This is a genomic window from Hugenholtzia roseola DSM 9546, from assembly GCF_000422585.1.
Classification (GTDB): domain Bacteria; phylum Bacteroidota; class Bacteroidia; order Cytophagales; family Bernardetiaceae; genus Hugenholtzia; species Hugenholtzia roseola.
The window spans coordinates 1-24,313 of sequence record NZ_AUGI01000038.1 but is presented as its reverse complement, the minus strand read 5'-3'; the positions used below and the strand labels follow the sequence as shown (position 1 = coordinate 24,313).

Genomic DNA, 24,313 nt, shown 5'->3' with positions numbered 1-24,313 from the left:
CACAAGACGAGTTCTTTCACAGAACTTAACATTACTGCGCTACAAAGGAGTTTCGCATTGCTTTCAAAAACGTGCGAAGCTGGAGCTTCGCGCTACCATGTAGTGATGTTAAACTCTAAAAATCAAATGCAAATGTAGGGACAAGGCACTGCCTTGTCTGTCGTGAGATTGAAATAAAAAAGAGTTTTCAGACCTAAAAAAAGCGTTCAGCCCAAACTTTATTTCGTTTCTAACAAAAATTGAAAAATCATGAAAAAAAATCTGAAAAAAATTATCAAAACAGGCACAAGCCTTTTTTCGTGGGCAGCTTTTTTCTGCCTAAGCACCAGTCTTTTTTTGGTGGCGTGTAATAAAGAGGACAATGCTGATGAAGATTTCGACATCGTCTTTCCCTGCACCTCGCCTGCCACTGAAATTAGCTCTGCCAATGTAGATTTGCTTGGCTCTTGGGAATGGGTCAATACCATCACCGAAAGCAGAAATGGCGATGATGTGGTAGAAAATCCACAAAACACCTTTGAAAATCGCTTCCTCGACTTCAAAATCGGCAATGTAGTCGAAAAAAGGGTCGATAATGCAACCCTACAAACGCTGCGTTATGAAATTACGAAAAATACCGAAGTGGAGCTACTCATCACGTTTTACGACCAAAACAATGCCTTATTGGAATCATACTTCCTACAAGTTTGTGAAAAAACGTTGGTCTTGATAAATGCACAAAGCAGTGTAGGTTCGGTGCAGACTTATCGCAAAAAATAAAAAGGAAGGCAAAAAATAAAAATCTACAGGCAAGACGTGCCAAATCCGTGTTAGCTGTGCTTGGAATAAGTTTCCTGAACCCCCACCCTGCCCCAGTAATGTTAAATTCTAAAAATCAGATTCAAATGTAGGGACAAGGCATTGCCTTGTCCGAAGTGAGATTGAAATAAAAAAGGGCTTTCAGACCCAAAAATAGGGTTCAGTCCAAATTTTATTTCGTATCAAATTTGATAAAACAAGGCTTTTTACAGAACTTAACATTACTGGGGTTTGGGGTGCATTTTCGGGTGCAGCTAACACGGATTTTTTATTTCTACTTAATTTCTATCATTTCAGCAATTTCTTTTTTCGTTCCGATAAAAAGATAGAAAAACAAGCCTATCCAAAAAAGAAGAAGGGCAAAGATGCCAAAGAGCCAATTTTGCGTTTCTACCGAAAAGGCAGCATCGTTGAGGGTAATGATATGAAGAACGGCTAAAATAAGAATCAAATTCAAAAAAATGCCAATTCCTTTTGTCCAACCTTCGAGGTATTCGGTCATGCGCTGCCGCGTGTATGAATTTTGCGCCCAAAAGGAAGCGGCAGGCAGTGGCAAAAAGGGCGGACGTAGGCGTGGGAGCAGGTTGCTAAGTAGTAAAGTCAGAATATTTGAGGTTAGGATTGCGCCCAAACCTGCATAAAAGAAATTCGACTTTTCAAGGGCATAGGGCAGGGCTTCGGGCGATTCCTTGAAAACGAAAATAGGCGTATCATAAGACACATAACAGTAGAGCAATGTAGCCATAAAAGCTACCATAGAAAATATCCAGAAGTATTTTACGATTTTCATTTTTTTGGGAATTTTCAAACCCTAAGTTTCTTCAAATGATTGAGCAAGAGGCTTAGGGTTTTGGGGTGAGTCTTAAACCGTTTCGGCGAGTTTTTGGCGCAATAGGGTATCGGTTCTTTTTGCACCATAGGAAACTAAGGTTATCGGCGTTTGCGTCGCCTCCTCAATAAAGCGAATATAGGCTTGTAAGGTTTTTGGCAAATCGTCGAAATGTTGAATTTTATCGGCGTGTAGCTCGCCCCAACCTTCAAAAGTTTGGTATTGAGGGCTTACAGGCGTTTGCACCAAATCGTAAGGAACTTCCTGCGTCTTTGTGCCGTCGGGCAGTTGGTAATGGGTGCAAATTTTGATTTGCTCGAAGCCCGAAAGTACGTCGGCTTTCATCATGAGCAGTTGTGTAACGCCATTGAGTTGGATAGCATAGAGCAAGGCAGGTAGGTCGAGCCACCCACAACGGCGTTTTCTGCCTGTGGTTGCGCCAAATTCTTGCCCTTTTTCTCTGATGGCTTCGCCTACTTCGTCGTCTAATTCCGTTGGGAAAGGACCGCTTCCCACGCGCGTGCAGTAGGCTTTGAAGATACCAAAGACTTCCTCGATGTGGCGCGGTGCTACGCCCAAGCCTGAACACGCGCCCGAAGCCGTTGTATTAGAGCTGGTTACGAAGGGGTAGGAGCCAAAATCTATATCAAGTAGCGTTCCTTGTGCGCCTTCGGCTAAGATTCGCTTTTTGTTTTTTTGTGCTTCAAAGAGCAAATATTCGCTATCTACCAACTGAAAGGTCTTTAAAAAATCGAGTGCCTCAAAGAAAGCCTGCTCCTCACTTTCCAAACTGCTAAGGTCGTGCTGATAAAATTCGGTCAGGATTTTGAGGTGCTGTGCCTTTTTTTCTTGGTATAATTGCTTGAAGTTGGGCAATAAAATATCGCCTATGCGAAGTCCGTTTCTGCCGATTTTATCCTGATAGGTCGGGCTGATACCTTTTAGGGTAGAGCCGATTTTCTGCACGCCTTTTGCCGTTTCTTGGGCAGCGTCTAAAAGGCGGTGTGTGGGCAGAATCAGATGCGCTTTCTTAGAGAAATAGAGATTTTGGCGTACCTCGATGCCTTGTGCCAATAGTTTTTCTATCTCTTTTTTCATTACAATAGGGTCGATGATAACGCCATTGCCGATAACATTTTGCGTCTGGGGGCGGAAAATGCCTGAAGGAATTTGGTGCAAAACGTGCTTGACTGCGTCAAAGACTAAGGTATGCCCTGCATTGGGACCGCCTTGAAAGCGTGCCACTACTTCATATTGTGGAGCTAAGAAATCTACGACTTTGCCTTTGCCTTCGTCGCCCCATTGCAAGCCTAAGAGAATATCCATTTTAAAGTTTGTTTTTTTTATCAGTTTGCGGTGCTATTTTTTCAAAACACGACCAAAGGTAAGGCTTTTTGGGCATAGTCGAAAATGTAGGGCAATAATCTTGGAGGCAAAAAATTAAGATTTGTTTTTTTTGTGAAAAAGCGCGTCTTTTGTCTTTTCAATCTCATTTCTCTATGGCTTTCTATCCAAAAATCACTGTCGTTACGCCTTCTTTCAATCAGGGAAAATTTTTAGAAGAAACGATACTTTCTGTTCTTAACCAAAATTATCCCAACTTGGAGTATATCGTTATCGACGGAGGCAGTCGCGACAATTCTGTGGAGATTATTCAAAAATATGCCGAAAAAATTGCCTATTGGGAAAGCAAGCCCGATAAGGGGCAGACGCAGGCACTCAATAAGGGCTTTGCGCGTGCCAGCGGCGAAATCCTAACTTGGATTTGTAGCGACGATTTGCTCGAACCCGAAGCACTTTTCAAAGCCGCTCATTATTTCAACCAAAATGCGAACATTTCCCTTATCCATGGCAGCACAAAGTTGATTCAAGAAGGCAAGCCTTCGCGCCTAAGTGCGGGTTTTGCACCAAATTTGGCACTCGATTATTTTTCGCATCTGCCCTTTCCGCAGCCGTCTTCTTTTTTCAAAAGGCAGATTTTGGTAGAAACAGGGCTTTTAGATGAAAGGCTGCATTACACAATGGATTACGAACTTTGCATCAGAATTGCGCTCAATTATCAAATTTTGCCCGTTTCCGACCTCTTTTCTTGCTATCGCCTACACGAGGATAGCAAAACGGTGAGTGAGCAGGCGCGTTTTCTGCCCGAAAGGTTGTTAAATTTTTCAAAATTGATGCAAACCTTTGCACACTATTTCAACTATCAAGAAGGCATAGACTTGCTCACACAGGCAGGCGTATATACAAGGCGCAAGGCAGAAGATGACGGAAGTGCGAGCGAATTTTTCCCTATTTTAGACCCCGAAGCTGCCGCCAAAAAGTTCGACAAAATACAAAATAAAGCCATTCTTATCAATTTTTTAAATAACATTTTGCTTATTTATTTCAATGAAAAAAACTTACAGAAAGTAGAGCAAATAGGAAAAGTCTTGTCTGACTTTGCCCCTGAAAGTTTGCTTTCCTACCAAAATCTGATGCGCTACCAGACGGCGCAATACCAGAATCGCTCTTGGGTAGGGAAGGTACAATGGAAAATTGAAAAATTATTGAAATAGAAGCCTTTTCTATAAAAACAAATTTTTCACCCATTCTCAAACTTAAAAAAAGCCCGCATAAAGTTGGCAGATAACAAAAAATATTGTATTTTTGGCTTTCTATCTCACTATCCTATCACCAACAAAAAATACGCGCTTGGAAAACTTTTCAAACCCAAACTTTGGACACATAGACCAATTTTATCCCCAATTAGCGACTTCTTTGGTGCGCGGCTTGGTACAAAAAATGGCGGAATCGCCTGATTTTGAGAACACTAACGCCTCCAACTTGCCTGCTTATTTTACCAAGCCCTTGATAGATTTGACCCCACAAGAGATGCAGGAAATTGTTTCCTTTGGGGTAGAACGCAGGTTTGAAGACCTGCTTCTTTTGCAAAAACGCGAACTTTCGGAGGTAGAAGACAAGATATTTTCTGTTATGCGTGGCATACAGCCCGATAATCTTTTTGATGTAGGGGGGATAGAAAATAGCCTACTTTGGCAACTTGCGCATGAATTTCGCTTTTTGCCTATTTTTTCGCTTGCCGCAGATAAAAGCTATACGCCGCTTCTTTTGGCGATGCACCAAGGCGGTATGGGCAATCTTTCTACTAAAAATTTTGACAATCTCGAAACGGTTTTGGGGCAGTTTGCCAATAATCATTTCGACGTAGCTCTTTGTAGTGAATACCTCTACAAGGCAGAAAATTGGAAGAGCATAGCCACACACCTCTGCCGCATGGTCAAGCGTTTTGTTATTTTTGTGTTCCCTAAAAAAGACCCGCGATTCGAGGAAAAGGCACTACGCGAATTTCTCAAAAGCCAAGACATCTTCCAAATCCGCCTCGAACAGACAGAGGATTATTTTGTCTTTATTGGGCGAAAATAAAGGTGACAGGCAAAGTTCTTTTGCGTCTTTGTAGAAAAAATAGCGGCAGTTACTTATTTTCTCTTTCCGACGATTTTGAAAAAAAACTCGATAAAACCTATTTTTTTATCGTTCAAGATTTGCAGTGCAAGGGCTTTTTACTATCTTTGAACCGACTCCTGCTTTTTCTGTCCTTTGTGCTTTTTTGCTTTTTGGTCTTCCACCAAAAAATTTACCTCTTTTCCTATAAGCAGCCTAATTCAAATAGGTTATGAAACAATTTAGACCTCTTAAAAATAACTATCCTGACTTTTCTAAAAGAAAAAAAAATACATTTTTTACCTTGTTTTCGCCCTACGCGCTTGCTACCTTTTCGAGGCTTTCTCCAAAGGCATTCGAAGGGCAGGCGAAGGGTGTGTATGGGGGTAGGCAAAAGGTAGGATTTTTCGCGCTTTTCTTTGTCGCTTTTCTGTTTTGTACGCCTTTGGTGGCACAATCGGTGCGCTACACCAGTTTGAGCGCAGCCGACGGACTTTCGCAAAATACCATTACCGCTATTTTTCAGGATAGCAAGGGTTTTTTGTGGATAGGAACGCCCGACGGTTTGGATAGGTATGATGGCTATAACTTTTTGGAATACAAGCACTTAGCCAATGATTCTACTACCCTTGTCGATAACCGCGTTACGGCGATTGCAGAAGACGATTTTAGTAATCTTTGGATTGCGACGGAAGGCGGATTGAGCAAATTGATACGAAAGAGCAATCAGTTTGTGCATTATGCTTTTCAAAATACAGGCGATTTGCCACATCGTCAGATACAAACGCTTTTCAAAGACAAGAAAGGAAACCTTTGGGTAGGAAGCAAGCAGGGATTGAGCCAACTTATTTTCGACAAACAAACAGGGGCAGAAAGTTGGATACATTTTTCGGCACAAAATCAAAAGTTTGCCCTGCTTTCGGAAAAAAGTATCACCGCCCTGACGCAAGATGAGCGTGGCGATATTTGGATAGGAACAGACTCGACAGGGCTTTTCCAACTCTCTTTTTTGGGCAACCAGACCGAAGTAAAGGCAATAGCGGTAAAAGAAGGCGGCTTGCAATCTGCCCTCATTCAGGCTCTCGCTGCCGACAAACAAGGCAATCTTTGGATAGGCACAGCGCAAGGTTTGCAGCGGCACAACCTTGAAAAAGGGACTTGGACGCTATACACGCACGACCCTGCTAAGAGTAGTTCGTTAAACGAAAATCAGGTAGTGGGGCTTTTGCTCGACAAAGACCAAAATCTTTGGATAGGCACAGCTACCGAAGGATTGGCTTTTTTGAGTGCCAAAGAAATCAATACAAACCCGACACAGCCCACTTTTATACGCTACACCAAAGATATTTACGACCTGCAAAGTTTGAGCGACAATACCGCCATTCGCGCTTTGTGTCAAGATTATACAGGCGTGATTTGGATTGGAACGGGGCAGGGAGGCTTAAACAAATACGACCCCAAGCGCATCAAATTTCGACACTATCAAGCCATTACAGACATCAGACAAAACGGACTGACCGACAACAAAGTAACGGCATTTTTGAAAGATAACGAAGAAAGATTATGGATTGCGACAAAAAGCGGAGGACTTAATCGCTTCGACCCCAAGATAGGAAACGGTTGGTGGACTACCTACACGCGCTATTTTAGCAAACTGCCCAGCGATAATGTTACAGGCGTGGTACAAGACCGTTATGGTACAATTTGGCTTTCTACACGCGATGGCGGCGCAGCCCGTTTTTCGTATAGCGGCGGTGCGCTCAATGTCGTGGTCTATAAGCGAAAATACAGGGGAGAAGACAATATCGGGCTGCCCTCAAACGAAATTTCTACACTCTTTTTAGACAAGACGGGTGAGGTTTGGCTGCTTACCTATCAGGGCGACTTATGCAAATACAATCGTTCTGCCAATGATTTCGAAGTCAAGATAGAAGGCGAGGCTTTTAAGAACGACATTCCTTTTGCCGCCTACCCCAATCCGCAGGGCAAACTTTGGATAGGCACGCCCAAAGGCTTTTTCCTATACGACCCCCTAAGCGAAAAAATTGTGCAGGATTATCGCGCCAAACACAACGCCATTATCAATTCCTTTCATCAGCAACAAGATACGCTTTGGATAGGAAGCAGCAAGGGACTGATGATTTTGCATCTCAAAAATGATTCTATCGCCTATGTTACGCGCAAAAATGGTTTGCCTACTGATATGATTTATTCGGCTTTGGTGGGAAAGGACGGCAAAGTATGGATGAGTACCAATAGAGGCGTGGCGTGCTATAATCCCAAAAATCCTACGAAAATTAAAAGTTATGACAAGGCAAATGGATTGCAAGGCGACGAATTTAACGCAGGTGCTTACTACATCAGTGCAGAAGGCGAAATTTTCTTCGGTGGCGATAACGGTTACAACGCCTTTTTTCCAGAAGAAGTAACCGAAGACCCTATCGCACCCAAAATTATCATCACCGACATTGAGGTTTTTACCAAAAATGTGCCTTTTTACGACCCCACTACCAAGATAGACCAGCCACTTTTGAGCTATGTAACCGAAGCCGACACCCTTTGGCTCGACTATGAAAAAAATGCCTTTTCTCTCGAATTTTCAGCCCTTCATTTTGCCGACCCGAAGAAAAATCTCTATGCCTATAAAATGGAAGGCTTAGATGAGGATTGGCAGTATGTCAATGCAGGGCGCAGGTTTGTCAATTATCCAAATTTGCCTTACGGCGATTTTGTTTTTAGAATTAAAGCCGCTAATGCAGATGGCACGTGGAATGAGGAGGGCATTGCGCTGGTCATTAAAGTTGTGCCGCCTATTTGGAATAGACTTTGGTTTCAAATTTCCTTAGGGCTTCTGGTGGTAGGGATTGTTTCGGCAGGCGTTTGGGCAAAGTTTAGAGCCGAAAAGAAACAACGTGCCTACTTAGAAAGTGAAGTAGAGCGGCAGACAAAAGAAATTAAGCGCAAGAACCAAACAATGCTCGATAGCATCAGAAGTGCCGAAAATATCCAAACGGCAATTTTGGTAGAAGAGCGCGAAATTAAAGCACACCTTTTGGATAGTTTTGTCCTTTTCCTACCCAAAGACATCGTTTCGGGCGATTTCTATTGGTTTAAACAGGCAGGCGACTCGGTCTATGTAGGCGTGGTAGATTGCACAGGACATGGCGTGCCGGGTGCTTTTATGTCTTTGATTGGATATGCAAGCCTCAATGAGATTTTTGCACAAAATCCAAATCTAAGTCCTGCCGAAATGCTCGATGAGCTAAACCTGCGTATCCAAACCTTATTAAGACCCAAAAACGATACAACAAGACAAGCCGACGGCATGGACGTGTGTCTTTGTAAGATTAGCTACCAAGAGCGAAAAGTTATTTTTGCAGGTGCAAAACGCCCCTTGTATAGGCTTTCGGTAGAAGGGCATTTAGACGAAATCAAGGGCGACAAAAAGTCTATCGGCGATAGAAAAGAGATTCATTTTACCAATCACGAGCTTGTCTTAGGAAAGGGCGAATCTATTTACCTAACCACAGATGGCTATGCCGACCAACAAAACAGCGAAGGCAGAAAGTTTGGTAGCAACTTTCTAAAAGCCGAGCTGGAAAAATGGGGACACCTAACAGCGCAGGCACAAAAAGAGCGGCTTATCGAAACCATTTTACAACACCGCCTGCTCCTCAAAGAAAGGGATTGGCTACCCGAATGGCGCACAAAACCCCTGACGGCGATACCCGAACAAGCCTTTATCGAGCAACGCGACGATATTTCGATGGTCGGCGTGAAGTTTTGATGCTTTCTTTATTCTTTTTTGTCAATTTGTTTCAGTTTCTTTTCAGCTTCGTTTCAGCATGGCAGTTGTAGATTTAGATGAAAATATCCTTTTTTTGCACCAGCGCGACCCTTATTTAAGAGAGCTTGCGCCTCTGCTGCCTGCTTCTAAAAGTGAGAGCAACCGCGCCCTCATTATAGGGGCTTTGTGTGAAAAAACAACAGGTCAGAAATGCCAACTTTACAACCTTTCGGCGGCGAAGGATACGCAGGTTTTGCAGCAACTCTTGGCAAGTGAGCAAGAGTGTTTAGATGCAGGTGAGGCAGGCACTACTTTTCGCTTCCTAACGGCATACGCTGCCGCTTTGCAGCGTCCTACCTTGCTTACGGGCAGCACACGCATGCAGGAGCGTCCGATTGCCCCCTTAGTGGAGGCATTACAACATCTGGGCGCAACGATTACTTACGAAAACAAGTTGGGCTTTCCGCCTTTGCGCTTATCGGGCTTTACAACTCCCAAAAAGGAAAACGCCAAAATCAAGATAGCAGGCAATGTGAGCAGCCAATTTATTTCGGCTCTTTTGCTCATTGCCCCTGTGCTGCCCTTTGGGTTGCAGATAGAATTAGTGCCGCCCATTACCTCTGTTCCTTATATACAGATGACGCTGGATTTGATGAAACATTTTGGCATCTTGTGGTCGTGGCATCACAATCGCATCATCGTGCCGCATCAGGTCTATCGTCCTGCCTTGTATCGAGTAGAGTCAGATTGGTCGGCGGCGAGTTATTGGTATGCGTTTTTGGCGTTGTCCGAGCAGGGCGAGATTTTTTTGGCAGGTTTGAAAGAAAAATCTTTGCAGGGCGATATTCGCATTGTGCGCTTGATGCGCCATTTGGGGGTGCGCACAGTTTTTGAAAGAGAGGGCGTGCGTCTTTTCAAATCGCGCCATGTGAAAAGTAGTGTAGAATTTGATTTTACAGACTGCCCCGATTTGGCACAAACCGTCGCTGTGGTCTGTGCTGCCAAAGGAATTAGAGCCAAATTGAAGGGTTTGCACACGCTGCGCCACAAAGAAACTGACCGCCTGCAAGCCGTTTGTACCGAATTGCGGAAGATGGGTGCAGATTGTCAGATTGTAGGAAATTCGTGGGTACTCAATCCTGCGCGTCTGTTTCGCCCCTACGACCCTATCTCGACCTACCAAGACCACCGCATGGCTATGGCTTTCGCGCCCCTTAGTTTGCTTTTTCCTATCCAAATAGAAAAACCCGAAGTAGTGCGCAAATCCTACCCTCATTTTTGGCAGGAATTGGAAAAGGCACAGTGGCTTTTGGGCTAAATTCTAATAAAACTAAACAAAACGCTACAAAACGCTTCGCTCTTTTCGCCTTTATGAGTTTCAACTACAATTTTTGTTTATCTTTGCAGACGTTATGCAAAAGCCCTACTTAGTTGGAATTACGGGAGGAAGCGGTAGCGGAAAGACCTACTTTCTCCATCAGCTCATGCACCAAATTGGCGAGGAAAACGTCTGTTTGGTGTCGCAGGACAATTACTACCGTCCGCGCGAGGAACAACCTCTTGATGAGCAAGGCATTCGCAATTTCGATATGCCACAATCTATCGATGAAATGCAGTATGCCGCCGATTTGCTCGCACTTTGCGAAGGCAAGACGGTGGTAAAGGAGGAATATACCTTCAACAATCCGAATGTGGAGGCGCGTTTGCTTGTCTTCGAGCCGCGCCCGATTATCATTGTGGAGGGCTTGTTTGTGTTTTATTTCAAAGAGATTGCACAGCATTTAGACCTCAAACTCTTTGTCGATGCCAAAGCACCCGTCAAGATACGCCGCCGCATCATACGCGACAATAAAGAGCGTGGCTATGATTTGGAAGACGTTTTATACCGTTATGAAAATCACGTCATGCCCGCCTATGAGCGTTATGTAGAGCCTTTTCGCTATGCGGCAGATTTGGTAGTGCCTAACAATCTACATTGCGACATCGCCTTAGAAGTTATTACCCATCACCTCAAAACTAAAATCCTGACCTATGCCCGATAAGTTTGCCGTTATTGGATTGGGACACTTTGGCTATGCCGTAGCGCGTAACTTGGCGCGTAAAGGGGCAGAAGTATTAGCCATAGACCGCGATATCGAGCGCGTAGAAATGGTCAAAGACGATGTCGCCTATGCCGTAGCCTTAGATGCTACCGACGCACGCGCATTGGCGGCACAGAACGTAACCGACATGGACGCAGTCTTGGTGGCGATAGGGGAAAACATCGAGGGCTTATTGCTCACCACTGTACAGTTGTTGGAATTGGGGGTCAAGCGCATTATTGCACGTGCCATGTCCGACCAACAAAGACTTATCTTGGATAAGTTGGGGGTCAAAGAAGTGCTTTCCCCCGAAGACGAAGTAGGCAAATTGGTAGCAGAAATGCTCCTCAATCCGAACATGAAAGCCTTTTTGCCGCTGCCCGATAATTATTCTATCAGCGAAATTGGTGCGCCGCGAAGGGTCATCAATAAAACCATCGAGCAGGTGCGTTTTACCGAAGGGTACGACTTAGACCTTATCGCCATTAAGCGCAGGTATGAAGAATTTGTGGGCGGCAAACGCTCTTTTATCGAGCATCTGCTCACGCGCTCCGACCTCAATACTGCCATCGAAGCCTCTGACGTACTCATTGTGTTGGGCAAAGTAGAAAATGTCGAGCGTTTTGTAGAACTTAACCGTTAATTTTTTCCTATTCCAACATGACGCAAAGTTCCTATCACCTGCCTGTCTTGCTTTCAGAATGTCTAACTCACCTCATAACAGACCCCAACGGCGTTTATGTAGATGTAACCTTTGGCGGCGGCGGACATAGCAAGGCGATTTTAGAAAAATTAGGCGAAAAAGGAACGCTCCTCGCCTTCGACCAAGACCAAGACGCTGCCCAGCAAGCGGCTCAAATTCAAGACCCGCGCTTTATTTTTGTCAAGGCAAATTTTAGGTATCTAAAACGCTACTTGCGCCTGCACAAAATTGAGAAAGTAACAGGCATTTTAGCAGACTTAGGCATCTCCTCGCATCAAATTGATACCGCAGAACGAGGCTTTTCTACCCGTTTCGAGGGGCGTTTGGATATGCGTATGGATAACGATTTGGAAAAAGATGCTATTGAGGTTTTAAATAAATATTCCGAAACAGAGTTGCATCAAATTTTGGGAAAATATGGCGAAGTTAAGAACGCAAAGACCTTAGCCGCTGCCTTAGTGAGTGCGCGTATCAATAAGCCCCTTGTAGAAAGCGAAGATTTGAAAAAGGTACTCCAAAAATATGCGCCCAAAGGAAAGGAATTTAAGTATTTCGCCCAAGTGTATCAAGCCATTCGAATCGAGGTAAATGAGGAAATGCAAGTATTAGAAGAATTTTTAAATCAAGTGCCGCAGGTATTAGCTCCCAAAGGGCGTTTAGTTGTGATGGCATATCATTCCTTAGAAGATAGAATGGTGAAAAATTTTATCCAACAAGGAAAGACTTTTGGGCAAGCCGATAAGGATTTTTATGGAAATATCGCGTTGCCACTAAAAAATTTGATAAAAAAGCCCATTGTAGCAAACGAAGAAGAGGTTGCACAGAATCCGCGTGCGCGTAGTGCCAAATTGCGCGTAGCAGAATTGTCTTAAATGCCGCATTTCTAATTTTGTACAAAAAAGAAAAAACCAACAGCATAAAATAGCCCTTCATAGGATAAATTTTTAGTTTTTATCCTATGAAAACAGTTGTTAGGTTCTAAAAAATAGAGGCAAATGGAGGGACAAGGTAATGCCTTGTCCGCAGCGAGATTGAAATAAAATTTTGTTTTTATACCCAAAATAAGGTTTTTCAAAATTTTATTTTGTTTAAAATGGCGTTGTTACAACGGTCAAAAGGTCAAAAAACAGGGTTTTGTGCTTCGCTCAAAACTGCTGAACCCCCACCCTGCCCTCCCCCCATAGGGGAGGGTTCTAAAACCAAATCATTTTTTTTGCATTTATGCAAAAAAAATGATTCCGAATCAAAGCCCCGCCCTATGGGGCAGTGATGTTAAATTCTAAAAATCAAATGCAAATGTAGGGACAAGGCATTGCCTTGTCCGCAGCGAGATTGAAATAAAAAAGGATTTTCAAACCCAAAAATAGGGTTCAGTCCAAATTTTATTTTGTTTCTAATTTGACCAAACAAGTTTTTTTACAGAACTTAACATCACTGTACCTGCCCTCCCCCCATTATGGGAGGGTTCTAAAACCAAATCATTTTTTTTGCATTTATGCAAAAAAAATGATTCCGAATCAAAGCCCCGCCCTATGGGGGCGGGGTTTGGGGTGGGGTGCATTTAAGACTTTTATCGTTGCAACAACGCCTTTAAAATTTGAAAAGACAAGACTTTTCGCAGAACTTAACAGGGCTGCCCAGGAAAGGGGGCTATTGTTTGTTACTTTTTGTCTATGTTGGGAAATGTTTTTAGCTTGCGCTAATTACCTGTGCAATGATAATGCAGACTCCCAGCACCAACGAACCGACGACAATCGCTAAGGCGATATTGTTTTCCTTTGCAATCTGTTCGGACATCTTGCCGGGCGTTATCCAATCAATGACTTTGAAGGCGAGCAATGCCATTGCCAAGCCAATAAAAGAATAGAGCAGCGAATCGGCAACGCCTTGTAAAAGTGAGGGCGTAGCTAATAGAATGGCGTTGAAGTCTAACATAGGGTTACGAAATTTGAGTGTCAAAAATAAAGACTAAGACCAATAAAAAAGCGTCAAATACAGCACTAAGATAACACAAAGGACAAAAATAGCAAAAATAACGCAGCTTTTTTAGGCTTTTCGCCAAATAATCCTAAATTACGACCGTTTTGCGGCAGCAAACCATTTCGCACACTCTTTTTCAACCTTTCAAATAACGACTGAAACGATATGACTCCGTTTTCACCTGATACAGATTTTTTAAATCCAGAAAGAATTGCGACATATCGCCTCTTCCTGACGCGCACCATTCCCGAAGCCACCAAACGGCTTATCGCCTTCAAAAAGCCTGCTTGGGGCAAGATGACTGCCCAGCACATGATTGAGCATCTCCAAACGGCAGTCGTCGCCTCTACTATCATCAAGCGCAGCGAGCCGATTGCGCCCAACGCAGGACAATTACAGGCGCGAAAGGTCTTGCTTTATAGCGAGGAGCGCATGGCACGCAACCTGCAAAATCCCATCTTCCAGTATGGCTTGCCCCCTTATAGCAATGCTTCGCTTGACGAGGCGAAAGCCAAACTTTTGCAAAGCCTCACGCGCTTTTTCGAAATCTATGACGGGCAGCCGCAAGCCTATTCCTACAACCCTTTTTTGGGCGACCTTTCCGTTCCCGAACTTATCGCCTTTCACTACAAACACATCAAGCATCATTACGAACAGTTTGAATTAGTTTGATAGTGTTTGAATGGCTTATTTTATTGTGGCTATAAAAACAAAAATCCTACTTCCCTTTTAAATCATAAAATTAAAGCACAAAAAATGAAAAAAAATCTTTCCTTTTGGACTATCCTTTGGCAAGGGATAGCAATTTTGGCTCTCTTCGTTTTCTTGGCGGCATGTAGCAAAGAAGACGAAAAAAGCAGCGCAAAGATAGACTTTTCCGCGCCTACTTTGGATTTGGGTACGGTCTTCGAAAACGAAATTTCTGCACCTAAGTCTTTGAATTTTAAGGCATTAGGTTTTTCGGAATCGCTTGTGGTGCAAAGCAGTGCAGGCTTCGAAATTTCCCTTGATGGGCAAAATTATGTTTCCCAACTTACCTTTGCAAGTGCTGATTTGGCTACCGAAAAGCTCATTTGGGTTCGTTTTGATGCCACAAATAAGGCAGTAGGGTTGGTAGAAAATGAATTGCTTTTTACTGGAAGCAGTTTAGAAAACGAACTAAAAGTTGAGCTAAAAATAGAAATCGTAACAGATAGCCGCCCAGCGGTTCTTTTTGACAAAACCGAATTAAAGGGTTTTAGAGCAGAAGCAGGCAGCCATTCTCGCCTCCAAACTTTCGAGGTTTCGGGTAGGAATTTGACGCAAAACGTTACGCTTAATAGCGGTTTGGATTTTATGCTTTCTTTGGATAATGAAAGTTTTTTACAAAGAATTACCATTTCTGCACAAGAACTCAATCAAAATCCGAAGACGGTTTTTGTACGATTTTCACCCAACGCGCAATCGAGCGGGCTTCTAAGTCAAGATATTGTAGCCCATTCGGAAGGGGCTTTGGGCGCACGCCTGACCGCAGAGGGCGAAGTTGTCGCGACAACAACTTACAACTACAAAACTTTCGAGCGCGAACATTTGGCTTTTGGGGACGGGCTTTCACATCGCATCACGAAACGCTTTAATTTGAAAAATGATATAGAAAACGTTTCTAAAATCAATATGTACGTGCGTCTGGATTGCCCTTCGCGCGGTTGTAACGAATGGGACGTATATGCTAATATTTTGGTGCGCGACCCTGAAAGCAACCAACTTTATGAAATGGGACGCTACATTACGCCCTATGGCGTGGATAACCGAAAATTAGAGCGTGGCTTTTTGATAGACGTAACTGATTTTAAATCTATTTTAAAAGGCGAAGTAGAATTGCAGGCATTTATCGAGGTTTGGGGTAGTGATGGTTGGCTTTTGAGTGTAGAATTTGACTACATCGAGGGACTGCCTGATTATGCCTATTCTGCCATTCGTCCGCTTTTTCAGTACAACGAACACACGCAGCAAGTCCCTTATGGTTCTGATGCGTCTGCTTTTGATTTGACCAAAAGGGTCAGGATTCCGCAAAATGCGCAAAAGACCTATTTCCGAACCCTTATCACAGGCTGGGGACACGCCACGCCTATGGACAACGGCAGACCTTGTGCAGAATGGTGCTTCCGCACTCACCAAGTCAAAATCGATGGTGCGCCTTTGTTTTCGCATCAGCTCAATGCCATCGGCTGTGCCAACAACCCTGTGCGCCCCCAAAATGGAAATTGGCGACCTGATAGAGCAGGCTGGTGTCCGGGCATGGAAGTGCCGATTCGCCTCGATGAGTTTGCCCAAAGCCGCGCGGGGCAGGAATTTAGCTATGAATACAGTTTCCAAAATTGGCGCAATGACGGCAACAACGGCGGAGCGTTTTATGCCATCTCTGCTTTCGTTGTGGTCAAGAGCGATACACCCATCGAGCCGCCTACGGTGATGGAATAGGGGGAGTAGGTTACAAGTTAAAAAAAACAAAAAAACAAATTTTCCCACAAAAAAACCTTGCTGCACAAACAGCAAGGTTTTTTATTTTTTTGTAAAGCTAAAAACCAAAAAGGGGTTATGCCAACTCTTGGAAAGCGAACATCGAAGAACCTTTGATGCCCCAAGCTTTCACGTCGTTGTTGTGAATTTTTACTAATACGTCCTCTGCATAATAAACCTCTGTGAATTTGTCAGAAAGGTCTTTTTGGAAGTATTTTTTGAAGCGTTTTTGGATACGGTCAATCAAATCGCCGTCATCTTCAAATTTGTTGGTTACGCGCTTCCACTCGATATAAGTTTCGCCGCGATAAGAAATTTCTTTGATAAAGGCATCACGCTCTACTTTGATAGCAAAGTTGGCTGCCACAGCAATTCCATCTTCGTAATAAACACCTTCAGCGTCTAAATGTCTGCCATAAGCAGGGTGGCAGTCCATGCAACTCACTAAAAGCGGCTGACGCGTAGGCGTGTGTTCAGGTAAGATGCTCAAATCTGCCTTAGGCGCGAATTTAGGAGCTTCATGTGCCAAGCCATACACGAAAGTATCAAACATATACGTTTCGGTGTAGCCTGCAAAGTTGAGATGAAAATCTAAAAGGGCTTGAGAAAAGGGGACATTGTGTTTTTCGAATAGCGCACGAATGCGTTTTTCGTCTGAAATGAATGCTGCACGCTCTTGGGCAGCTAAGAATTTAGTGGCTCTTGTACTTAGCATATTTTTTTTGAATTGAGGTTGAAGCGCAAATATAAATGATTTTGCGGTAGCATGCAAAAATATTTTCGCTTTTTGTAAAGATACAATTTTTAGAATGTTTTTTGAATGGTCGTTAGCTTTACAGAAGTTAGGATTATATAATCAGCATAAAGTAGTTTTATCTTTGTACTAAAAAATAAAAATACTTTGGCATTGGGGTTGTTACAACTTTGTAGGGACAAGGCAATGCCTTGTCCTGAATTTGATTGCAATAAAGCAATTTTTCAAAATAGAACCATTTTTGGAACTATCTTGACAAAACTTAATGCTGTGTGGCGTACCTTTTAGAGCTAAACGGCAAGTTTTTCCAACGCCTTTTCCAAGCGTTGGCAGGCTTCCTCTTTGCCCAAAATTTCGAGTACCTGCATCAGGTCGGGTCCTGCTCCTAAGCCTGTTAGGGCAAGGCGCAAGGGCAACATGACCTTTCCTAAGCCAATATTGGCTGCTTTGAGTTTTTCCTGTAAAAAGGCTTTGAGCGGTTCGGCTTTCCACTCTACCGCTTCCGTTTTGAGGGCAGATAAGAAAGTTTCCAAGCCTTTTTGAGCGTCTGCGTTCCATTTTTTGGCAACCAAATCAGGGTCGTAGCCTTCGGGTGCAAAGAAGAAAAACTGCCCATCTTCCCAAAAGTCGTTCATAAAGACAGCACGCTCTTTCAGTAGGGCTGCAATCGGTTCGAGGGTAGCAAGCGAGGCTTCTTTGCCTACCTGTGCGAGTTTGCTTTGTAGGAAGGCGGCAATTTCGGAATCGGGTTTATGGCGTAGGTACTGCTGATTAAACCATTTTGCCTTTTCGAAGTCGAAACGCGCCCCTGCTTTATTTACCTTGCCAATATCAAAATGCTCGATAAGCTCTGCCATCGAGTAAATTTCTTGATTCGTACCACTATTCCAACCCAAAAGGGCTAAGAAATTGACCACCGCTTCGGGCAAAAAGCCCCATTCTTTAAACCCTGCAAAAAATTCGCTTTCCCCTTTCCAATCCAAAGGAAAAACAGGCATATTGAAGGCTGCGCCGTCGCGCTTGCTCAATTTGCCATTGCCATCGGGTTTGAGAATCAGAGGCAGGTGCGCAAATTCGGGCATTTCCTTTTCCCAACCCAAAAAGCGGTAAAGCAAGACGTGAGTAGGGGCAGAGGGCAGCCATTCTTCGCCGCGAATGACGTGTGTAATTTGCATCAAATAATCATCTACGATATTTGCCAAGTGGTAGGTCGGCATGCCGTCTGATTTTAGTAGCACTTTGTCGTCCAAAGTGTCGGTACTAACCGAAACCCAATCGCGAATCATATCCTTGAAGCGCACTTCTTCTCTGCGTGGCATCTTGATTCTGATGACATAGTCTTCGCCTTGTTCCAAACGGCGTTTTACTTCGTCGGCAGGCAGCGTGATTGAATTTTTCATCTGCATGCGCGTAATGCTATTGTACTGCGGCGAGGCTACCCCTGCACTTTTGAGGCGTAGGCGCATGGCTTCCAGTTCGTTGGCGGTATCGAAGGCGTAGTAAGCGTGTCCCGATTCTACAAGTTGTAGGGCGTACTGTGCGTACATGGCTTTGCGCTCCGATTGGCGATAGGGTGCAAAAGCTCCCCCCTGCATAGGGCTTTCGACAGGATTGATGCCACACCATGCCAATGCGTCCATGATGTATTGCTCTGCGCCTGCTACAAAGCGCGTTTGGTCGGTATCTTCTATGCGAATGATAAAATCGCCCTTGTGCTGCTGGGCAAAGAGATAGTTAAAAAGTGCAGTGCGGACACCGCCAATATGCAAAGCTCCCGTAGGGCTGGGTGCAAAACGAACTCGTACTTTTCGGCTCATGCGCGTTTGTTGCGAATATTTTAGTGGAGATAGCTTTTTATTAGACCTGCAAAGGTAGCATTTTTCCGACAATATAAAAAAGGAAGTTGCGTTTCTTCTCTTTCTTTTTTGATTAGTGATTTGATTTGATTTGCTATTCGAGAGCCTCTATCTGGGTAGGATTTTTTAAATGAACTTGAAGATTGTTTTGTTTGTAAATTAAAACTTTGCCAAAGACGCGAATCCGCTTTCCCTCCAAACGCTTTAAGTCAGACCCTTCGAAAGCCTCCCAAAAATCTGAAAAAACTACCAATGCAAACTCCTGATTTGGGTAAGAACGGTTAATATTTAAAAAAACTGCCTTTTCTGTATCTCTTATCTGTGCTACAAAAAGATTTTCTATCCAAACTTCTTTGCCTATATAATCTTGTACTTGGGAAAGTTCAATGTGTGGCACATCTTCCTCCAAAGGCACAAAGGCAGTGAAGCCCGAAAGCAGTAGCCAAAAACAAAAAAAGACCCCGAAAGGTAGCCGCCGCAAGGCAGGCAGGTAGGCGAGGAAAGGAAAGGTAGATTTTCTTTCCCCAAGAGGCAGCAGGTGGCGTTTGTAGTGTTTTGTATAGGCTTTCATGGGCTAAAACTTGTTTGTTATTTTAATGTATTATTTTTGCGTTTCAATCACCTTTCTTTTTTCAAAGGTATGAAAAAGAAGCCACTTATCCAAATTTTTCGCTCTTAATTTTTTGTCCTTAGTTTTTCGCTCTTGATTTTTATATTTAGTTTTTTTAAATAAAAAACACTTCATTTCAACCTAATTTGGGACAAGGCACAGTGATGTTAAATTCTAAAAATTAAGTTCGAAGGTAGGGATAAGGCATTGCCTTGTCCGAAGTGAGATTGAAATAAAAAAGGATTTTCAAACCCAAAAATAGGCTTCAGCCCAAATTATATTTCGTTTCTAATTTGACAAAACAAGGTTTTTCGCAGAATTTAACATTGCTGGGACAAGACATTGCCCCGTCCCTATAAATTAAGGCTTAAAAAGCACAATTTGGGCTGCGTCCATTTGCTTTGCTTTTCTAAAAAGTTCGCTTAAATCGGTATAGTGGGCAGGGTCAAAAGTACCTTCATAGTACATAAACTTGCGTTTATATAAAATCGTATTTTCACCTTTTTCAAAAGAAATAGCATACTTTCCCATCTTGTTTTCATAGGAAAAATCTTTGGGCAGGTTTTCTATTTGGTAGCCTTCGGGTAGGTGAATCAAGACGCTATCAGTTTCGGTCTTCCCGCTCTCGATTTTTACCTGCTGACTTCTCGTTTCTGTGGCAGGCAAGGTAAATTCTTGTTTAGAGATAAAATTAGGTTGAAAAAAAAGGCGATTTCCTGTCTTACTTGCCAAATGTAATACCTGTATCGTACCACTTTCATAACTAATTGGCAAATCGTTTTTCTTTCGCCACATCTTTGCTGCTATGATTTCGAAGGTAGGAAACTGCCAATTCCTACTAAGCCAAGCCTGCTGCTCTGCCTGTGGTTTTTGTGTATAAAAGGCGCGATTCTCTTCGCTTAGGCAGTGGTATTGATTTTCCAAATTCACTTTTGCACTTCCATCAGCCTGCAAAAAGACCTCTAATTTGCGCTGCTGCTTGTTTTTTTCGTAGCCATAGCTTGGGGTTTGTACCAATTCGCCCCCTTCGGGTTTGATAAGTAGGGCTTGTCTATTGCTGGTAAAATCGCTCAAATAGCCCATTGCCTCTTGCTGACTTGTACATTCGAGCCAAACGGTGTCTTTTTGGGTAGAAAGTGGCACACAAAGAATAACGTGATTGAAGGTATTATTAGGAAAATCTTGTTCTAATTTTCGTGGATTTTCACCGCTTTCTATTAAAGCATAATAAGCCTCTATATTTGCCGCTTTTAAAAGGGCTTGTGTGTAATTGGTGAGTGCTTTGCAGTCGCCATAGCCTTTTTCATCTACAAAATGGGCGGCAAAGGGCTGCCACCCCCCAATGCCAAGTTGGATACTCACATAGCGCGTGCGCGATTGCATGTACTCGTAAATGAGGCGGATTTTTTCTTTTTCATCAGTTTCTTTTTGCACTAAATTTTTTATCTTTTCTATGGTGCTTTCAGGAAGTTGATTGCGCCCTTTGAGCAGTTCGGTCTGCCATTTTCCAAAGTTCTGCCAAGTGCTTAAATCTGCCTGATAGCCCTCTATTTCAAATTTGAGAAAGGTAATGCGCACCTGTGGGAGCAGACTATGTGGCGAAAAAGGCTCTGGTTCGAAGGCGGCTATCTGTTTGGCTTCCCAAGTGTAGTATTTTTTTTGTTCAACGGTCTTGATGTTTGCACCTGTTTGAAGGGAATATTCACGATAGCGAATCGGGAAATCTTCGGGCGTAATGAGCCTATAAGTAGCTTTCACGACAGGATAGCGCGGCGAAGATTGAAAATACCAATTTCTACTATGTAATAAGTTTTTAACCTCTTTTTCTACCTCAAAAACAATCGTATAAGGATAAGTAGCGGCAGCAAGACGGTAGCGTTTGAGGCGCGTATCGGCATGGAGGGTTACGCCGTCGCGATAGCTTTCGTCTATGATGTCTGATTTTTTTAATTCTTTTATCTTTTTTCCGTTTTTATCATAAAGGCTGCCTTCAATTTTTTTGATAAAAGTAAATTTATTATCATAAAATTCCACTCTTTCTGAAAATCTTTCCTCCCCTTCGGCATTGAAAATGGTGCAGATAAAACGCGAGCGAGCCAAAGCCGATTGAGCCGAAAGTACCTCAAATTCGCCCTCATCAAGGCGCACAACGGCATCATAACCGCTCTGCCAATCTTGTGGAAGGTGCTGAACGCCAAGATTCTGACCCCAAAGCGAAAAAGAGGCGAAAGGCAACAAAAACAGAAAGGGAAGACAAAGATTGCGTATTATTTTTTTCATAAAGAGAATCAAAACTTAAAGTATAGAAAGGAAAAGAAAACAGAGCAAAGTTTTAGAGCTAATTAAAAAATTAGCCCTAAAAATAGCTTATCTATGTTTTTTATATTTTTTTCAAGATGATTTTTTCTTCCTGTTTTGCTATCACTTTGGCAATCAGGTCGCGCAAGAGTGCGTATTCGTCACTTTGAAAAAGTATTTTATTGATTTGATAATTACAAACAATCTGGATTTTACCTTCCTGTGGCGTAACGACGAAAGAAAATACTGCCGAATTTTGAGGTAAGGCAATTTTTTCATTTTCAGGCAGAGCCTCTACCGCATATCCTTTGGGTATTTCCAAATTGACGACATAAGATTCTTGTGTTGGGTAGGCAAAATCTACGGGGTATTTTCGGGCAGGTGCAACAAAAGGATTTTTTTCAAATACTTTATCAATAAAAGGCGAAATATAAATCATATCGCCGCCCCCTACTTGTTCGTTGTGCAGAGCCGTAACTTTGAGCAGGAGGGGTTTTTCTATCTCGGCTGCCTGCGAAATCTCAAAATTCGAGAGGGTCAGATTTTTTTCCGCTGGTTTCCAAATTTGCGCCATATAGTCGGTTTCATCTTTGCTTTTGGCAAAAGCCTCACGCTGTTGAGAAGCACTGTAATCGGTGAGCAAATAGCTAAGGTCTGCCTTCAACTGCCCTTCGGGAGTAATTTGGAGCGTACTCATGGCGGTAAATTTATTTTTTCGCGCCGCCTGCAAGTCCACTTTTTCCACCTTTTTGCGGTCTTTTAGCACATAACCCACCGTATTGAGGCAGGGATACGACACCAGACCCAAGGGCAGGGTCTTGTCGATGGCATCTACCCAAATGGTTTCGCCCTCGCCTATTTCTATTTGTGCAATGACGTGATTGAGCTTCGAAAGCGAAGGGGCTTGTTCGCGCAAACGCCCATGTGAGCGCGTACTCAAAATGACAGGATAGGCATTGATATCGACGGCACGACAAAGTGCAATCAAAAGCAGATTTAAATCTGCACTATTTCCTTCTTTATTTTGTAAAGTTTGCTTGATATTTTTAGAAGCCAATAGTTTGTATTCACCATTCCACTTGATAGGAGCTAAGATTTCGAGCAGCGCGGCTACTTTGCTTCTATTATCTTTTGCCTCACCAATTTTTTGGAGCGCAATTTCCTTGACCTCGCCTTTTCTATTCAATTCTTCGCCGAAACGGGGTTCGTCGAATAAGCGATTGCCAATATTTTCCCATGAGGTCGACATTTGGCGCATAGGCTGATTATTAAATTGCACCGAATAGAGTTCAAATTCTACGCGGGTAATATAGTCGCGAGCCGTTGTCATGAAGCGTTCCATCTTAAAGGCAGGCATATTTTTGGCAGCCAAATGCTGTATTACCTGCAAATAATTTACCTGTTCGGAAGAGGCAGCACCCGCGCCTATTGCGGTAGCTTGTCTTTGTATCCCCGTCAGGTTGAGGGTCTTATTCTGCGTGCTACGCTCGCTTTTGAAAAGCTGCTCATAGCCTGTAAAATGAATTTGATAATTATAGTATTCTGGAAAATGAACGATACATTCGCTAAAAAGTGTCGGAATTTCGTCTTGGAAGTTCCAAGCGGGGAGTTCGTAGAGAAAATCAGACTGAAGGGTATATTCGTACTCTATGATGGCACCTGCTTTTACGTTTTCGAGCGTAAATTTTTTGCGTGTCCAGTTGTCGTTGATGGCTTCTTCAAAGATATTTTCTTTGCCCATTTTAGTCGTTACCACTTTCCCATTTTCTAAATGGTAGGTAGAAGCCCGCAAACCTGTAACAATTTCTTTCCCTTCGTTGCTCTTAGGGTTGTATAAATCTACCGTTACGTTGGCATAGCTCAAAGCCTCTGTGGTGTTGATTTTGATGCGTTTATGACGCTCCTGCCGCACCACAAAGGTATTTTTGCTACTCGAATATTCGACGTAGGTCTTGCCCACATCAAATAAAACAATTCCTTCCGCTTCGGGATTTTCAGGTGAGCTAAGGGCAAACTCCTCCTTTGCAACTTTGCCAAATTTGGCAGTTTCTTGTGCTTGTATAGGTAGCCATAAGAGCAGAGAACAAAAAACGTACAAAAAGCGCATGAGATAAAAACAGTTTGAGGTGAATAGATGAAAATGAAAGAAAGGCAGTACCAATTTAGTTTATTCTAAATAAAGGTTATTGCAATTTCATTCTTAGGGCAAAGATACAAACCTTTCTTTTCCAAAGAAGAAAATGGTGAAAAATTACATAGAAAAACATAAAAAAGCAGCCTCTTTTTTAGATGCAAAAAAGTAGCACTTTCCACAGATTGGCAGCCCATAAAGATTTAATTTTTTTTAAAAACGCGCCCTTTTGCATAGGGCTTCCGCACCAAAATCGTTATCTTTGTGTAAAATTACGTGATGATATGGAAATTAGTTCTTATTTCGAGACAATAGCAGATTTTCGTGTGCAAGGTCGTTGCCTGCATGCGTTGGACGACATTTTGGCTTTAGTCCTTTTGGGGATTTTAGCGGATAATGATGATTTTGTAGAAATCGTTGATTTTGGTCAAGACAATTTAGCGGCTTTGCGAGCAGATTTTGGATTAAAATTAGCCAATGGGATTCCTTCGGTGGATACCTTAGAAAGAGTCTTTAAACATCTGAATATCAATAGCTTACAATCGT

19 protein-coding genes are annotated in these 24,313 nt (G+C 42.9%); 11 read left to right on the top strand and 8 right to left on the bottom strand.

Annotated elements, in window-relative coordinates; genetic code table 11:
- Nucleotides 1-249: 249 nt before the first annotated feature.
- Nucleotides 250-759 carry a hypothetical protein gene (locus G500_RS0104005; RefSeq protein WP_027001658.1) on the top strand — a complete coding sequence of 170 codons (510 nt, stop codon included), beginning with the start codon at nucleotides 250-252 and terminating at the stop codon, nucleotides 757-759.
- Between the two features lie 313 nt (nucleotides 760-1,072).
- Here G500_RS0104005 and G500_RS0104000 read toward each other — a convergent pair whose 3' ends face one another.
- Together G500_RS0104000 and G500_RS0103995 are read right to left on the bottom strand one after the other, a co-directional pair.
- The gene (locus G500_RS0104000; RefSeq protein ID WP_027001657.1) at nucleotides 1,073-1,588 is read right to left on the bottom strand and encodes a hypothetical protein; all 516 of its coding nucleotides are present in this window, start codon (nucleotides 1,586-1,588) and stop codon (nucleotides 1,073-1,075) included.
- 72 nt (nucleotides 1,589-1,660) lie between these two features.
- Nucleotides 1,661-2,953 (bottom strand): adenylosuccinate synthase, encoded by a 1,293-nt coding sequence (locus G500_RS0103995; protein ID WP_027001656.1) that lies wholly within the window; start codon nucleotides 2,951-2,953, stop codon nucleotides 1,661-1,663.
- A 173-nt stretch (nucleotides 2,954-3,126) separates the two neighbouring features.
- Between G500_RS0103995 and G500_RS22240 the strand changes: the two genes are divergently transcribed.
- The 7 genes from G500_RS22240 to rsmH all read left to right on the top strand — a co-directional run bounded on the left by G500_RS22240 (nucleotide 3,127) and on the right by rsmH (nucleotide 12,511).
- Entirely contained in the window at nucleotides 3,127-4,182 is a 1,056-nt protein-coding gene (locus tag G500_RS22240; protein WP_051203266.1) for a glycosyltransferase family 2 protein, read from the top strand.
- A gap of 136 nt (nucleotides 4,183-4,318) precedes the next feature.
- Nucleotides 4,319-5,050, top strand: coding sequence for a hypothetical protein (locus G500_RS0103980; RefSeq protein ID WP_161626074.1), 732 nt, complete (start codon nucleotides 4,319-4,321; stop codon nucleotides 5,048-5,050).
- Between the two features lie 250 nt (nucleotides 5,051-5,300).
- Nucleotides 5,301-8,855, top strand: coding sequence for a two-component regulator propeller domain-containing protein (locus G500_RS0103970; RefSeq protein WP_027001653.1), 3,555 nt, complete (start codon nucleotides 5,301-5,303; stop codon nucleotides 8,853-8,855).
- A 58-nt stretch (nucleotides 8,856-8,913) separates the two neighbouring features.
- Complete coding sequence (locus G500_RS0103965; protein WP_027001652.1) at nucleotides 8,914-10,173, top strand: 3-phosphoshikimate 1-carboxyvinyltransferase; 1,260 nt, start codon at nucleotides 8,914-8,916, stop codon at nucleotides 10,171-10,173.
- Nucleotides 10,174-10,267: 94 nt separating this feature from the next.
- Nucleotides 10,268-10,897 (top strand): uridine kinase family protein, encoded by a 630-nt coding sequence (locus G500_RS0103960; RefSeq protein ID WP_027001651.1) that lies wholly within the window; start codon nucleotides 10,268-10,270, stop codon nucleotides 10,895-10,897.
- Complete coding sequence (locus G500_RS0103955) at nucleotides 10,887-11,579, top strand: potassium channel family protein (RefSeq protein ID WP_027001650.1); 693 nt, start codon at nucleotides 10,887-10,889, stop codon at nucleotides 11,577-11,579. The genes G500_RS0103960 and G500_RS0103955 overlap by 11 nt, the downstream gene beginning before the upstream one ends.
- Nucleotides 11,580-11,596: 17 nt before the next feature.
- Nucleotides 11,597-12,511, top strand: coding sequence for a 16S rRNA (cytosine(1402)-N(4))-methyltransferase RsmH (gene rsmH / locus G500_RS0103950; RefSeq protein ID WP_027001649.1), 915 nt, complete (start codon nucleotides 11,597-11,599; stop codon nucleotides 12,509-12,511).
- Between the two features lie 817 nt (nucleotides 12,512-13,328).
- On the opposite strand, the gene G500_RS0103930 is transcribed toward rsmH, so the two are convergent.
- Nucleotides 13,329-13,574, bottom strand: a complete 246-nt coding sequence (locus tag G500_RS0103930) for a DUF350 domain-containing protein (protein ID WP_051203265.1) — start codon at nucleotides 13,572-13,574, stop codon at nucleotides 13,329-13,331.
- 210 nt (nucleotides 13,575-13,784) lie between these two features.
- On the opposite strand from G500_RS0103930, the gene G500_RS0103925 reads away from it, so the two are divergent.
- Both G500_RS0103925 and G500_RS25445 read left to right on the top strand, forming a co-directional pair.
- Entirely contained in the window at nucleotides 13,785-14,291 is a 507-nt protein-coding gene (locus tag G500_RS0103925) for a DUF1569 domain-containing protein (RefSeq protein WP_027001646.1), read from the top strand.
- Nucleotides 14,292-14,375: 84 nt separating this feature from the next.
- The gene (locus tag G500_RS25445) at nucleotides 14,376-16,079 is read left to right on the top strand and encodes a peptide-N-glycosidase F-related protein (protein ID WP_154657003.1); all 1,704 of its coding nucleotides are present in this window, start codon (nucleotides 14,376-14,378) and stop codon (nucleotides 16,077-16,079) included.
- A gap of 115 nt (nucleotides 16,080-16,194) precedes the next feature.
- Here the strand turns inward: G500_RS25445 and G500_RS0103915 are convergent, their stop codons facing one another.
- The 5 genes from G500_RS0103915 to G500_RS0103890 all read right to left on the bottom strand — a co-directional run bounded on the left by G500_RS0103915 (nucleotide 16,195) and on the right by G500_RS0103890 (nucleotide 23,743).
- The gene (locus G500_RS0103915; RefSeq protein ID WP_035756253.1) at nucleotides 16,195-16,833 is read right to left on the bottom strand and encodes a hypothetical protein; all 639 of its coding nucleotides are present in this window, start codon (nucleotides 16,831-16,833) and stop codon (nucleotides 16,195-16,197) included.
- 329 nt (nucleotides 16,834-17,162) lie between these two features.
- Nucleotides 17,163-18,689 carry a glutamate--tRNA ligase gene (gene gltX / locus G500_RS0103910; RefSeq protein ID WP_027001644.1) on the bottom strand — a complete coding sequence of 509 codons (1,527 nt, stop codon included), beginning with the start codon at nucleotides 18,687-18,689 and terminating at the stop codon, nucleotides 17,163-17,165.
- 133 nt (nucleotides 18,690-18,822) lie between these two features.
- Complete coding sequence (locus G500_RS0103905; protein WP_027001643.1) at nucleotides 18,823-19,299, bottom strand: hypothetical protein; 477 nt, start codon at nucleotides 19,297-19,299, stop codon at nucleotides 18,823-18,825.
- Between the two features lie 399 nt (nucleotides 19,300-19,698).
- On the bottom strand, nucleotides 19,699-21,618 hold the full coding sequence (locus tag G500_RS0103895; protein ID WP_086047800.1) for a DUF3857 domain-containing protein: 1,920 nt from the start codon (nucleotides 21,616-21,618) through the stop codon (nucleotides 19,699-19,701).
- Nucleotides 21,619-21,718: 100 nt separating this feature from the next.
- Nucleotides 21,719-23,743, bottom strand: coding sequence for a DUF3857 domain-containing protein (locus G500_RS0103890; protein ID WP_027001641.1), 2,025 nt, complete (start codon nucleotides 23,741-23,743; stop codon nucleotides 21,719-21,721).
- 308 nt (nucleotides 23,744-24,051) lie between these two features.
- Here G500_RS0103890 and G500_RS22225 point away from each other — a divergent pair.
- Nucleotides 24,052-24,313: transposase family protein (locus tag G500_RS22225; protein ID WP_211220131.1), on the top strand; the 262-nt coding region annotated here is incomplete at its 3' end.

What these genes read in the sequence shown, in the direction of transcription:
- G500_RS0104005 (WP_027001658.1), top strand. Translation starts at nt 250, where the DNA reads ATGAAAAAAAATCTGAAAAAAATTATCAAAACAGGCACAAGCCTTTTT.
- G500_RS0104000 (WP_027001657.1), bottom strand. Translation starts at nt 1,588, where the DNA reads ATGAAAATCGTAAAATACTTCTGGATATTTTCTATGGTAGCTTTTATG.
- G500_RS0103995 (WP_027001656.1), bottom strand. Translation starts at nt 2,953, where the DNA reads ATGGATATTCTCTTAGGCTTGCAATGGGGCGACGAAGGCAAAGGCAAA.
- G500_RS22240 (WP_051203266.1), top strand. Translation starts at nt 3,127, where the DNA reads ATGGCTTTCTATCCAAAAATCACTGTCGTTACGCCTTCTTTCAATCAG.
- G500_RS0103970 (WP_027001653.1), top strand. Translation starts at nt 5,301, where the DNA reads ATGAAACAATTTAGACCTCTTAAAAATAACTATCCTGACTTTTCTAAA.
- G500_RS0103965 (WP_027001652.1), top strand. Translation starts at nt 8,914, where the DNA reads ATGGCAGTTGTAGATTTAGATGAAAATATCCTTTTTTTGCACCAGCGC.
- G500_RS0103960 (WP_027001651.1), top strand. Translation starts at nt 10,268, where the DNA reads ATGCAAAAGCCCTACTTAGTTGGAATTACGGGAGGAAGCGGTAGCGGA.
- G500_RS0103955 (WP_027001650.1), top strand. Translation starts at nt 10,887, where the DNA reads ATGCCCGATAAGTTTGCCGTTATTGGATTGGGACACTTTGGCTATGCC.
- rsmH (WP_027001649.1), top strand. Translation starts at nt 11,597, where the DNA reads ATGACGCAAAGTTCCTATCACCTGCCTGTCTTGCTTTCAGAATGTCTA.
- G500_RS0103930 (WP_051203265.1), bottom strand. Translation starts at nt 13,574, where the DNA reads ATGTTAGACTTCAACGCCATTCTATTAGCTACGCCCTCACTTTTACAA.
- G500_RS0103925 (WP_027001646.1), top strand. Translation starts at nt 13,785, where the DNA reads ATGACTCCGTTTTCACCTGATACAGATTTTTTAAATCCAGAAAGAATT.
- G500_RS25445 (WP_154657003.1), top strand. Translation starts at nt 14,376, where the DNA reads ATGAAAAAAAATCTTTCCTTTTGGACTATCCTTTGGCAAGGGATAGCA.
- G500_RS0103915 (WP_035756253.1), bottom strand. Translation starts at nt 16,833, where the DNA reads ATGCTAAGTACAAGAGCCACTAAATTCTTAGCTGCCCAAGAGCGTGCA.
- gltX (WP_027001644.1), bottom strand. Translation starts at nt 18,689, where the DNA reads ATGAGCCGAAAAGTACGAGTTCGTTTTGCACCCAGCCCTACGGGAGCT.
- G500_RS0103905 (WP_027001643.1), bottom strand. Translation starts at nt 19,299, where the DNA reads ATGAAAGCCTATACAAAACACTACAAACGCCACCTGCTGCCTCTTGGG.
- G500_RS0103895 (WP_086047800.1), bottom strand. Translation starts at nt 21,618, where the DNA reads ATGAAAAAAATAATACGCAATCTTTGTCTTCCCTTTCTGTTTTTGTTG.
- G500_RS0103890 (WP_027001641.1), bottom strand. Translation starts at nt 23,743, where the DNA reads ATGCGCTTTTTGTACGTTTTTTGTTCTCTGCTCTTATGGCTACCTATA.